11 protein-coding genes are annotated in these 11,941 nt (G+C 72.5%); 5 read left to right on the forward strand and 6 right to left on the reverse strand.

The window, feature by feature from the left end; genetic code table 11:
- The 4 genes from pgk to ACQEUR_RS17540 form a co-directional block, all read left to right on the forward strand.
- On the forward strand, positions 1-413 hold a 413-nt coding region (gene pgk / locus ACQEUR_RS17525; protein ID WP_433031974.1), incomplete at its 5' end, for a phosphoglycerate kinase.
- A 5-nt stretch (positions 414-418) separates the two neighbouring features.
- Complete coding sequence (tpiA, locus tag ACQEUR_RS17530) at positions 419-1,210, forward strand: triose-phosphate isomerase (protein ID WP_433031977.1); 792 nt, start codon at positions 419-421, stop codon at positions 1,208-1,210.
- A gap of 51 nt (positions 1,211-1,261) precedes the next feature.
- Positions 1,262-1,516 carry a preprotein translocase subunit SecG gene (secG, locus tag ACQEUR_RS17535; protein ID WP_433031980.1) on the forward strand — a complete coding sequence of 85 codons (255 nt, stop codon included), beginning with the start codon at positions 1,262-1,264 and terminating at the stop codon, positions 1,514-1,516.
- A 179-nt stretch (positions 1,517-1,695) separates the two neighbouring features.
- Complete coding sequence (locus tag ACQEUR_RS17540) at positions 1,696-2,040, forward strand: RNA polymerase-binding protein RbpA (protein ID WP_433031983.1); 345 nt, start codon at positions 1,696-1,698, stop codon at positions 2,038-2,040.
- A gap of 56 nt (positions 2,041-2,096) precedes the next feature.
- Here ACQEUR_RS17540 and pgl read toward each other — a convergent pair whose 3' ends face one another.
- From pgl to tkt, 6 genes are all read right to left on the reverse strand, one after another.
- On the reverse strand, positions 2,097-2,858 hold the full coding sequence (pgl, locus tag ACQEUR_RS17545) for a 6-phosphogluconolactonase (RefSeq protein ID WP_433031985.1): 762 nt from the start codon (positions 2,856-2,858) through the stop codon (positions 2,097-2,099).
- The gene (locus ACQEUR_RS17550) at positions 2,855-3,850 is read right to left on the reverse strand and encodes a glucose-6-phosphate dehydrogenase assembly protein OpcA (RefSeq protein ID WP_433031988.1); all 996 of its coding nucleotides are present in this window, start codon (positions 3,848-3,850) and stop codon (positions 2,855-2,857) included. Before ACQEUR_RS17550 ends, pgl begins: the two co-directional genes overlap by 4 nt.
- Before the next feature lie 34 nt (positions 3,851-3,884).
- A complete protein-coding gene (gene zwf / locus ACQEUR_RS17555) occupies positions 3,885-5,399 on the reverse strand; it encodes a glucose-6-phosphate dehydrogenase (protein ID WP_433031991.1) in 1,515 nt (504 codons plus the stop codon).
- A gap of 64 nt (positions 5,400-5,463) precedes the next feature.
- Positions 5,464-7,125 carry a glucose-6-phosphate isomerase gene (locus ACQEUR_RS17560; protein WP_433032208.1) on the reverse strand — a complete coding sequence of 554 codons (1,662 nt, stop codon included), beginning with the start codon at positions 7,123-7,125 and terminating at the stop codon, positions 5,464-5,466.
- Between the two features lie 62 nt (positions 7,126-7,187).
- Positions 7,188-8,375 (reverse strand): transaldolase, encoded by a 1,188-nt coding sequence (gene tal / locus ACQEUR_RS17565; protein ID WP_433031994.1) that lies wholly within the window; start codon positions 8,373-8,375, stop codon positions 7,188-7,190.
- Positions 8,376-8,423: 48 nt separating this feature from the next.
- Positions 8,424-10,562 (reverse strand): transketolase, encoded by a 2,139-nt coding sequence (tkt, locus tag ACQEUR_RS17570; protein ID WP_433031997.1) that lies wholly within the window; start codon positions 10,560-10,562, stop codon positions 8,424-8,426.
- Between the two features lie 258 nt (positions 10,563-10,820).
- On the opposite strand from tkt, the gene ACQEUR_RS17575 reads away from it, so the two are divergent.
- Positions 10,821-11,777, forward strand: coding sequence for a heme o synthase (locus tag ACQEUR_RS17575; RefSeq protein ID WP_433032000.1), 957 nt, complete (start codon positions 10,821-10,823; stop codon positions 11,775-11,777).
- The last annotated feature ends 164 nt before the right edge of the window (positions 11,778-11,941 follow it).

Raw genomic sequence — 11,941 nt, forward strand, 5'->3', positions numbered from 1 at the left:
CCGGCAAGATCCTGCTGCCGGTCGACGTGGTGGCGGCGACCGCGTTCAGCGCGGATGCCGAGCACGACGCGGTGCCGGTCGACCAGATCCCGGCCGACCGGCTCGGCCTGGACATCGGGCCGGGTACGGTCGCGGAGTTCGCCGACGCGGTCAGCACGGCCCGGACGGTCTTCTGGAACGGCCCGATGGGCGTGTTCGAGCTGGCGCCGTTCGCCGCCGGCACCCGGGGCGTGGCCGAGGCGATCACCTCGGTCAAGGGCTTCACCGTGGTCGGCGGGGGTGACTCCGCGGCGGCGGTACGGGCGCTCGGCCTGGACGAGTCGTCGTTCGGGCACATCTCCACCGGCGGGGGAGCCTCGCTGGAGTACCTGGAGGGCAAGGCCCTCCCCGGCATCGTCGCGTTGGAGAAGTAGACATCATGGCGGTTCCTGCCCGCCGGCCGCTGATGGCCGGCAACTGGAAAATGAACCTGAACCACCGGGAAGCGAACCTGCTCATCCAGAAGCTCGCGGCGAGCCTCACCGAGCAGCAGCTCACCGCCGTCGAGACGGTGGTGCTGCCGCCCTTCACCGACCTGCGCAGCGTGCAGTCGGTGGTCGACGGCGACAAGCTGCTGATCGGCTACGGGGCGCAGGACCTGTCGCCGCACAAGTCCGGGGCGTACACCGGGGACATCTCCGGGGCGATGCTGGCCGCGCTCGGCTGTCAGTACGTCGTGGTCGGGCACTCGGAGCGGCGGGCGTACCACCACGAGGACGACGGGGTGGTCAACGCCAAGGTCAAGGCGGCGCTGGCCAACGAGCTGATTCCGATCCTCTGCGTCGGCGAGGGGCTGGACATCCGTGAGCAGGAGGGCCAGGTGGCGTACGTGCGCGACCAGCTCGACGGCGCGCTGTCCGGGCTCACCGCGGAGCAGGTGCGGCGGGTGGTGATCGCCTACGAGCCCGTCTGGGCGATCGGCACGGGCAAGACCGCCACCCCGGAGAACGCCCAGGAGGTCTGCGGAGCGATCCGGACCCGCCTGGCCGAGCTGTACGACAAGGGCACCGCGGACCAGGTCCGGATCCTGTACGGCGGCTCGGTGAAGGCGGCGAACATCGCCGGCATCATGGCGCAGCCGGACGTCGACGGCGCACTGGTCGGCGGCGCGAGCCTGGACGCGGACGATTTCACGCAGATCTGCCGGTTCCCGGAACACATCGCCCGCTGACGGTCGCTATCCTTGACGGGCCCCGCGTAGCTGAGAGGACTGACCCCTACCATGCCGATCTGGTTCGCATACACGTTGATCGTGTTGCTGGTCATCACGAGCGTGCTGCTCACCATGCTGATCCTGCTGCACCGGGGCAAGGGCGGCGGGATGTCGAGCATGTTCGGCGGTGGCGTCAGCTCCAGCCTGGCCGGCTCCTCGGTTGCCGAGAAGAACCTGGACCGATACACCGTTCTGGTGGGTCTTGTCTGGTTCGCCTGCATCGTCGGGCTGGGTCTCTGGCTGCGCCTCGCCCAGACGACCTGACATCCGCCCGCTTACCGACCCCAACCAGGGCGTACAAACTGCGCGCGGTCCGCTACTGTGGGCCGCGCGCAGTCGTCTGCGCTGCACCGCCTCATCCCGCCGCCGCAGCGGCGGACCATCGTCGTCACCGCCGCTCCCCCCAGCGGCGGACCCCCCTCTGACGAACGGAGCGAGCAGCCGTGCCGAGTGGCAGCGCCATCCGTGGCACCCGAGTCGGCTCCGGCCCCATCCGGCCGAGCGAGCGTTGTGAACCCGCCCCCCGCCGTACGGTCGCCTACTGGTGCGCCAACGGGCACACGGTGGAGATCCTCTTCGCGGCCGAGGCGGAGGCCCCGGTCACCTGGGACTGCCCGCACTGCGGGCAGCCGGCCGGGCAGGACGCGCACAACCCGCCAGGACGGCAGCGGGCGGAGCCCTACAAATCGCACCTGGCGTACGTGAAGGAGCGGCGCTCCGCGGAGGACGCCGAGGCGATCCTCGCCGAGGCGCTGGCCGCGCTGCGCCAGCGTCGCGGCCGGAGCTGAGCGCGGGGTAGCGGCCCATATCCGGCCGGGTGACCGGCCGGATATGGTCGGTCCGCTCAGCGCAGGCCGCGGAAGGCCGGTCTGAGGTCGGCGGCCGCGGCCCGGTCCAGCAGCCAGCGGGTCCCGCCCACCCCGTGCACCCCGGCGGCCGGCAACCGCACCGGTCCCGCGCCGCCCAGCGCCATCCCCACCGCCGCGGCCTTGTCCGCCCCGGCGGCGATCAGCCAGACCTCGTCGGCGGTGTTGATCGCCGACGGGGTGAGCGTGGTCCGCACCGGCGGCGGCTTCGGGCTGTCCCGGACCGCCGAGACCGGGCGGGTCTCGTACGCGACGGGATGCTCCGGGAAGACCGAGGCGATGTGCCCGTCCTCCCCGACACCCAGCATCAGCACGTCGAAGTGCGGCAGGGTCGCCGGCCGGGCCGCCGAGGCCAGTTCCTGGGCGTACCGGGCGGCGGCGGCCTCCGGGTCGTCACCGTCCGGCCCGTCCGAGGGCGGCATCGGGTGCACCCGGGCCGGATCCAGCGGCAGCCCGTCGAGCAGGGCGGCCCGGGCCTGCGTCTCGTTGCGGTCCGGGTGCCCGGCCGGCAGGAAGCGCTCGTCGCCCCACCAGACGTCGACCCGGGACCAGTCGACGGCGTTCCGCGCCGGCAGGTTCCGTACCGCCCGGTAGACGGCGGCGGCGATCCGCCCGCCGGTCAGCACCACGCCGGCCTCGCCCCGTTCCGCCTGCGCGTCGATCATCCTGACGATCAGCCGGGCGGCGACCGCCTGGGCCAGCAGGTCGGGGTCGGCGTGCACGACCACGGTCGCGGTCACGCCGTACCGACCCCGGCGGCGGCCTGACGGGCGGTGGCCGGGTCCTTCCAGATGTGCACCCGCTGCGGTGAGCGGGCGTCCAGGCCGTCGATGCCCGACGCGGCACCCAGCGCCTCGGCGTAGATCTGGTCCGGGTCGAGCCGGCGCAGTTCCTCGGCCAGTTCGTCGCCGAGCGGCCGGCGGACCAGGGGCAGCTGCCGATCGGCCTGGCCGGTCCGCTGGAACCTCGCCACGCTGTCCTCGCGGGTCAGCACCAGCTCGTCGCCGTTGGCGCAGCTCAGCGCCACCGCCCGCATCCGCGGATGCGCGGTGGTCTCCTGCCACTGCGGGTCCAGGCCGAGCCGGGCCTTCAACCAGCCGATCATGAGGGCGGCGGTCGGATCGGTGCGCGGCGCCACCACGGTGGCCGAGGTGACCGTCGCGTCGGTGGTGTCGAACGCGCCGGCGACCAGGGTGCGCCACGGGGTGATCCGGGCCCAGGCGAGGTCGGTGTCGCCCGGCGCGTAGTCGCGGGCCCGCCGCCGCAGCGCCGCGACCGGATCGGCCGCCTGGGCGCAGTCGGTGATCCGCCGGTCGGCGACCACGCCGAGGAAGTCGTTGGCGATCTCCTCCGGCGGCTCGCCGTGCCACCACGTCACCACCGGCACGTCCGGCACGAGCAGCGGCATGACCACCGACTCGGCGTGCAGCGCGAGCCGGCCGTACATCCGGGTCACCACCGCCTCGCCCGGACCGAGCCGGCCGCCGACGACGATCTCCGCGTCGAGCCGGTTCCGGTCCCGTTCCACGTCCGAGCGGACCACCACCACCATCCGGCACGGGTGCGCCGCGGAGGCGATGGTGACCGCCGCCTCCGCCTCCCGTACCCGTGGTTCGTCGACGACGACGATCAGCGTCAGTGCCATGCCGCTGGCCACCCCGCCCGCGCTGCGCCGTTCGGCGGCGAGCGCCTTGACCACCTCGTTACCGGTGGTGTCCCACAAGCCGATCAACGATGCCTCCTGAATCGCCCTCGAACCGGGGTGCTCACGCCCGCCGCCACGACCGGCCCTCCCGGGCCAGCAGCTCGTCTGCCGACCGGGGACCCCATTCGCCGGCCCGGTACGGCTCCGGCTTGACGTTCTGCCAGGCGGCCTCCAGCGGGTCGACGACCTGCCAGCTCTGCTCGACCTCGGCGGCGTCGGGGAAGAGGGTGCGGTCGCCGATCAGCACATCCAGCACCAGCCGTTCGTACGCCTCGGGGCTGGACTCGGTGAACGCCTCGCCGTACTGGAAGTCCATCGCGATGTCCCGGACCTCCATGGTGGTGCCGGGCACCTTGGAGCCGAACTTCAGCACCACGCCCTCGTCCGGCTGGACCCGGATGACCAGCTGGTTGTTGCCGAGCATCTCCATGTCGGCCGCGTTGAACGGCAGGTGCGGCGCCCGCTTGAACATGATCGCGACCTCGGTCACCCGGCGCGGCAGCCGCTTGCCGGCCCGGATGTAGAACGGCACCTCGGCCCAGCGCCGGTTCTGGATGCCGAGCCGGACCGCGACGTAGGTCTCCGTGGTGGAGTCGGCCGGTACGCCGTCCTCGTCGAGGTAGCCGACCGCCCGCTTGCCGGCCACCCAGCCCGGCAGGTACTGCCCGCGGACCGTACCGGTGGAGACGTCCTTCGGCAGGGTGATCGCGCGCAGCACCTTGAGCTTCTCGGCCCGGATCTCGGCGGCGTCGAAGCTGGTCGGCTCCTCCATCGCGACCAGGGCGAGCAACTGGAGCAGGTGGTTCTGCAGCACGTCCCGGGCCGCGCCCGCGGCGTCGTAGAAGCCGGCCCGGGAGCCGATGCCGACGTCCTCGGCCATGGTGATCTGCACGGAGTCGACGTAGGTGGCGTTCCACAGCGGTTCGAAGAGGTTGTTGGCGAACCGCAGGGCGAGGATGTTCTGGACCGTCTCCTTGCCCAGATAGTGGTCGATCCGGAACACGTCGTCCCGGGTGAAGACGTCGTCGACCAGGTCGTTGAGCGCCTTCGCCGAGGGCAGGTCGTGCCCGAAGGGCTTCTCGACGACCACCCGCCGCCAGCCACCGGACTTCTCGTTGTCGGCCATCCCGGTCCGGGCGAGCTGCTTGAGCACGGTCGGAAACGCGGCCGGGGGGATCGAGAAGTAGAACGCGGCGTTGCCCGGGATGCCGTGCGTCTCCCGCAGCTCGTCCAGCGTCGCGGAGAGCTGGTCGAAGGCGTCGTCGTCCTCGAACGAGCCGCCGACGAACTTGATGTTGCCGGCCAGCCGCGCCCACACCTCGTCCCGCCACGGGGTCCGGGCGTGTGCCCGGGCCGCGTCGTGGGCCAGCGACTCGAAGTCACCGTCGCCCCAGTCCCGGCGGGCGAACCCGAGTACGACGAAGCCCGGCGGCAGCAGCCCCCGGTTGGCCAGGTCGTAGACGGCCGGCAGCAGCTTCTTGCGGGCCAGGTCGCCCGTCACACCGAAGATCACCAGAGCGCACGGCTCCGGGATGCGCGGCAGCCGCCGGTCCTGCGGGTCGCGCAGCGGGTTCACAGCGCCTCCTCGTTCACTCCGCCGGCGTCGGCAGCACCGCCGGCCTCAGCATGCCCGCTCATCCTCAGCTCCGCAGTCCGCGTACCGCGTCGAGCAGCTGGGGCACCCCGGCGGCCCGGTCGGTCAGGTGCAGCCGCAGCACCGGCCGGCCCCGCTCGGCCAGGGCCTGGCGGTCGCCCGCGGCCTGCGCCGCCTGAAGTTCCCCGAAGCTGTACGGCTTGCCGGGCACCGGCAGGTCGTCGGTGACCGCGCCGGTGATCTGCAGGAACGAACCGACCTGCGGGCCGCCCTTGTGGTACTGGCCGGTGGAGTGCAGGAAGCGCGGTCCCCAGCCGAAGGTGACCGGCCGGCCGGAGGCGGCGGCCAGCCCGGGGCGGACCTGCCCGGCCTTGGCGTCGGCGAACCGGTCCAGGTACGCCATCACGGCCAGGTAGCCGTCGTCGCCCAGGCCGGCGAGGAGCAGCCGCAGCGCGTCGGCCAGGTCGGCGGGGACCGGGGTGTCGGTCCGGCCCTCCCCGGCGGACCAGTAGCCCTCGATGCCGCCGTCGACGAAGGTCGGGCTCTCCGCCGGCAGGCCGCTGCCGAGCAGCCGGTTGGTGTTCTCCTTGGACTCGGTCACGTTGGGCTGGTTGAACGGGTCGATCCCGAGCACCACCCCGGCGACCGCCGTGGCGTACTCCCAGGTGAGGAACTGCCCGCCCAGCGGGCCGTTGACGGCCACCTGCGGGCGGACCCCGCCGCCGGGTACCGCGCCGGCCGGCAGGGCGCCGCCGTAGGTCAGGGTCAGGATGTCGGGGCCGGTCGCGCCGGGGCTGCCCGGATCCTCGATCACCACGGGCAGGATCCCGAGGGAGTTCTTGCCGGTGGACTCGGCGATCAACTGCTCGATCCAGTCGCCGAGGCCGTCGATGCCGGTGCCGTCCGGGATCAGCGCGAGCTTGTCCTGACCGTTGGTCGCGGCCGCGCCGAGGGCCGCGCCGAGGGCCAGCCCGGGGTTGTCCCGGTCGCCGGCCAGGGCGCCGAACAACTCCTCGGCCTGGTCGAGCAGTTCGGACACCTCGACGCCGGCCAGCGCCGAGGGGACCAGCCCGAACGCGGTGAGCGCGGAGTAGCGACCGCCGACGTCGGGGTCGGCGAGCAGCACGAAGGCGCCCATCTCGTCGGCGGTCGCGGCGAGCGGCGACCCCGGGTCGGTGACCACCACGAAGCGCCGCCCGGCCTCCGCCTCGGTCAGCCCGGCGTCGAGGAACGCCTGCCAGTAGGCCCGCCGGTGGCTGTCGGTCTCGACCGTCGAGCCGGACTTGCTGGCCACCACGACCACGGTGCGGTCCAGCCGGTCGCCCAGGGCCGCGCGGACCTGACCGGGATCGGTGGTGTCGAGCACGGTCAGCGGCCGGCCCAGCGTCCGGGTGATCACCTCGGGGGCCAGCGAGGAGCCGCCCATGCCGGCGAGCACCACGTGGTCGAGGTCGGCCAGCTCGGCCTTCAGCTCGGCGAGCTGGGGGAGCAGTTCGCGGCTGCGCCGGAAGGTGTCCATCCACCCGAGCCGGACCTCGGCCTCGGCCTGCGCCTCCGGACCCCACAGCGTCGGGTCCTTGCGGGTGAGCCGGGCCGGTACGTCGTCGGCGAGCAGCGCCGCGCGGGCCGACGCGGGCGCGGCGGCGTCGACCGCCTCGGCGCCGTAGACGGCGAGCCCGGCGGCGGCCTCGCAGCCGCCGTCGAGCAGGTCCCGGCCCGGGGACGGGTCCTGGCCCGGTCCGGAACCCTGGCCCGGTGCAGTCGGCTCGGTCACGCGTTTCCTCCCGCCTCCGCGGCCGCGGCCGCGTTGTCCTGGGCGGCCCGGTTGGGCTTCCCCGCCCCGTCGGCCGCCGCCTCCAGCGACTTGCGTACGCCGTCGAGCAGCTCCAGCCAGCTCGTCTCGAACTTCTCCACGCCCTCCCGCTCCAGGGTGGCGATCACGTCGTCGATGTCGACGCCGGCCGCGGCCAGCCCGGTGAAGACCTCCCGGGCCTGCTCGTAGGCGCCGGTGACGGTGTCCCCGGGCACCTCGCCGTGGTCGGCGAAGGCGTGGATCACCGGCTCGGGCATGGTGTTCACGGTGCCCGGCGCGATCAGTTCCTCGACGTACACCACGTCCCGGTAGTCCGGGTTCTTGGTGGAGGTGGAGGCCCAGAGCGGGCGCTGCGGGTGCGCGCCGGCGTCGGCCAGTGCCTGCCAGCGGTCCGAGGAGAAGACCTCCGAGTAGCGCTCGTAGGCGAGCCGGGCGTTGGCGATCGCCGCCTTGCCCTTCAGCGCGTCGACCTCCGGCCGGCCGGCGCCGCCGAGCTTGTCCAGCCGCTTGTCCACCTCGCTGTCGACCCGGGAGACGAAGAACGACGCCACCGAGCCGATCTTGGTCAGGTCGTGGCCGTTCGCCTTCGCCTGCTCCAGGCCGGCGAGGAACGCCTCCATCACCTGCGAGTAGCGCTCCAGCCCGAAGATCAGCGTCACGTTGACGCTGATCCCCTCGGCCAGGGCCGCGGTGATGGCCGGCAGGCCGGCCTCGGTCGCCGGGATCTTGATGTAGAGGTTGGGGCGGTCCACCAGCCACCAGAGGGCCTTCGCCTCGGCCACCGTCTGGTCGGTCTGGTACGCCAGCCGCGGGTCCACCTCGATGGAGACCCGGCCGTCCACCCCGCCGCTGCTGTCGTACGCCGGGCGCATCACGTCACAGGCCCACCGCACGTCGTACGTGGTGAGCGCCCGGACCGCCTCCTCGACGGCCACCTGGCGGATGGCGAGGTCGCGCAGCTGCCAGTTGTACTCCTCGGCGTCGCTCAGCGCCTTGGCGAAGATCGACGGGTTGGTGGTGACCCCGACCAGGTGCTTCTCCCGGCGGAGCTGGTCCAGCCCGCCGGAACTCAGCCGCCGCCGGGAAAGGTCGTCGAGCCAGACCGCCACACCGGCGGCGCTCAGTTCGCCCAATCGGTCCGTCATTGTCGCCCTCACTCCCTGAAGTTGCCCTCGTCCTGCGCTCACGTTGCCCTAGTTGCCGGTTGTTGAACCGGTGATGTACCCAATCCGGGCGAGTGAGGCGTGGGCGGCCGCCACCACCCGGTCGGGGGTGAAGCCGAACTGCTCGAAGAGCACGGTGTGCGGTGCGCTCGCGCCGTAGTGCTCCAGGCTGACGGCCTCGCCGGCGTCCCCGATCAGGTCCCGCCAGGACATCGCGATGCCGGCCTCGACGCTGACCCGGGCCCGGACGTCGCGGGGGATGACCGACTCCCGGTACGCCTCGTCCTGCTCCTGGAACCACTCCTGGCAGGGCATCGACACGACCCGGGTCGGGGTGCCCTCCGCCTCCAGCCGCTCCCGGGCCGTGAGGCAGAGCTGCACCTCGGAGCCGGTGCCGATCAGGATGACCTGCGGCTGCGCGTCGGACGCCTCGGCCAGGATGTAGCCGCCCTTGGCGACCTGGTCGGCGCCGGCCAGCTCGGTGCGGTCCACGATCGGCAGCGGTTGCCGGCTCAGCGCCAGCGCGGCCGGCCGGTCGGTGTGCTCCAGCGCCTGCCGCCAGGCCCAGGCGGTCTCGTTGGCGTCGGCCGGGCGGATCACGTCGAGGCCGGGGATGGCGCGCAGCGCGCTGAGCTGCTCGACCGGCTGGTGGGTGGGTCCGTCCTCGCCCAGCCCGATCGAGTCGTGCGTCCAGACGTAGATCACCGGCAGCTTCATCAGCGCGGCGAGCCGCACCGAGGGGCGCATGTAGTCGCTGAAGACCAGGAACGTGCCGCCGTACGGGCGGGTGCCGCCGTGCAGCGCGATGCCGTTGAGGATCGCCCCCATGGCGTGCTCGCGGATGCCGAAGTGCAGGGTGCGGCCGTACTCGTGCCCGGGGAACGCCTTGGTGGCGTACTCGCTGGGGATGAAGGACGGCTCGCCCTCCATGGTGGTGTTGTTGCTCTCGGCCAGGTCGGCGGAGCCGCCCCAGAGCTCGGGCAGCACCGGGGCGAGGGCCTGGAGCACCTTGCCGGACGCGGCCCGGGTGGCGATCCCCTTGGCGTCCGCCGGCCACTGCGGCAGCGCGTCGGCCCAGCCGGCCGGCAGCGTACGGCTGGCCAGCCGCTCGTGCAGCGCGGTGCGCTCCGGGTTCGTCTCGGCCCATGCCTGGTAGGCGGTGTCCCACTCGGCGTGCGCCGCGCGCCCCCGCTCCAGCACCTGGCGGGCGTGTGCGAGGACCTCGTCGTCGACGGCGAAGTGGTGGGACGGGTCGAAGCCGAGCAGCTTCTTGGTGGCGGCGACCTCGTCGGCGCCGAGCGCGGCACCGTGGATCTTGCCGGTGTTCTGCTTGGTCGGCGCGGGCCAGCCGATGATGGTGCGCAGCACGATGAACGAGGGCCGGCCGGTCTCCGCCTTGGCGGCCTGCAACGCGGTGAAGAGCGCCTCGACGTCCTCGTGGTAGTCGCCCTGGTCGGCGTCGCCGGTACGCCAGTCGACGGTCTGCACGTGCCAGCCGTACGCGGCGTAGCGCGCGGCCACGTCCTCGCTCTTGGCGATCCGGGTGTCGTCCTCGATGGAGATCTCGTTGTCGTCGTAGATCAGGACGAGGTTGCCGAGCTGCTGGTGTCCGGCGAGGGAGCTCGCCTCGTGGCTGATGCCCTCCTCGATGTCGCCGTCGGAGGCGATGCACCAGATGTGGTGGTCGAACGGCGAGGCGCCGGGGGCGGCCTCCGGGTCCAGCAGGCCGCGTTCGCGGCGGGCCGCCATGGCCATGCCGACGGCGTTGCCCAGGCCCTGGCCGAGCGGGCCGGTGGTGGTCTCGACGCCCCGGGTGTGGCCGTGCTCGGGGTGACCCGGCGTCAGCGAACCCCACTGGCGCAGCCCCTGCAGGTCGCTCAGGCCCAGCCCGTAGCCGCTGAGGTAGAGCTGGACGTAGAGGGTCAGGCTGGAGTGGCCGGCGGAGAGCACGAACCGGTCGCGACCGGTCCAGTCCGGGTCCGTCGGGTCGTGCCGCATGACGCGGTTGAAGAGCAGGTAGGCGGCGGGAGCGAGGCTCATCGCCGTACCGGGATGGCCGTTGCCGGATTTCTCGACGGCGTCCATGGCCAGCACGCGGACGGTGTCGACGGCACGCTGGTCAAGGTCGGACCAGTTCAGCGAGTCTTGCGCGGGTCGATTGTCAGCCACGATCGTCTTTGCTCCTCGGCAGATGGCGGAACCTCACTGATGACCCTAGCGACCGGTTCGGAACCCGCACGCCCGGATCACACCACGTGTCCGTAGCTTCGTCTCCGGATGTGACCGCCGGCACCGTTGCCGGGTCGCCCGGGCAGCGCGAGCGGCGCCGCGTAGGCTGTCGGTCGGCGTGCTGGCCTGGTTCTGGTCACCGCCGCGTCGAGGCGAGCGCCGCATCTCCCCTGTGCCGATGCCGGAAGGTGGCAATCCGTGAGCATGATCACCGAGCGCCCCGTGGCCGGCGGTGACGCCGGCTCGGCGGAGGCGACCGCGGAGGCCCAGGCGGGCGTCCGGCGCGAGGCCGGGGCCCGGATCCGGGCGTACGTCGCGCTGACCAAGCCGCGGATCGTCGAGCTGCTGCTGGTGACCACGGTGCCGACCATGATGGTCGCGGCGGGCGGCCTGCCGTCGCTCTGGCTGGTCGCGGTGGTGCTGGTCGGCGGTTCGCTGGCGGCGGGCGCGGCGAACGCGCTCAACTGCTACATCGACCGCGACATCGACCAGGTGATGCGGCGGACCAAGCGCCGGCCGCTGCCGGCGCACACCGTGGCCCCGCGCAGCGCGCTGATCTTCGGACTGGTCCTGGCCGTGGTCTCGGTGAGCCTGATGGCGGTCTTCACCAACTGGCTGGCGACCGGCCTGACGCTGGCCGCGATCGTCTACTACGACCTCGTCTACACGATGTGGCTCAAGCGCCGTACCTCGCAGAGCACGTTCTGGGGCGGGGCGTGCGGGTCCGCGCCGGTGCTGATCGGCTGGGCGGCGGTCGACGGCGCACTGGCCCCGGCCGCGTGGGCGCTCTTCGCGGTGGTCTTCTTCTGGCAGATGCCGCACTTCTACGCGCTGGCCATCAAGTTCAAGGACGACTATGCCCGGGTGGGCATTCCGATGCTGCCGGTGGTGGCGTCGGTCCGGCGGGTCAACCTGGAGATCGTGCTCTTCACCTGGCTGACGGTGGCCTCGTCGCTGCTGGTCTGGCCGCTGGGCATGGGGCCGCTGTACGGCGCCGCCGCGCTCGCCGCCGGCGGCGTGTTCGTGCTGGAGGCGCACCGGCTGGCCCGCCGCGCCCGCCGGGGCGAGCCGGTCCGGCCGATGCGGTTGTTCCACTGGTCGACCACCTACATCACCGTCGTCTTCGCTGCCCTGGCCGTCGACGCGCTGCTCTGACGGTCGCCCGATCCGCCCGGTTCATGCCGAGTTGCGCCGTGAGTCCAATTCTAATGTGAAGAGTGGCTTTAGATTGGCTGGCTATAGACCGAAAAATCGGTCGAACCCGCCCGGCTCGCGGTTTAAACGCACCGTAATTGCCATCACAAATTATCGGCGGCCCG

Source organism: Plantactinospora sp. CA-290183 (assembly GCF_050936375.1).
Lineage (GTDB): Bacteria > Actinomycetota > Actinomycetes > Mycobacteriales > Micromonosporaceae > Plantactinospora.

Bases quoted from the DNA above. Each gene is read 5' to 3' on its own strand.
- tpiA (WP_433031977.1), top strand. From the start codon at position 419: ATGGCGGTTCCTGCCCGCCGGCCGCTGATGGCCGGCAACTGGAAAATG.
- secG (WP_433031980.1), top strand. From the start codon at position 1,262: ATGCCGATCTGGTTCGCATACACGTTGATCGTGTTGCTGGTCATCACG.
- tal (WP_433031994.1), bottom strand. From the start codon at position 8,375: ATGACGGACCGATTGGGCGAACTGAGCGCCGCCGGTGTGGCGGTCTGG.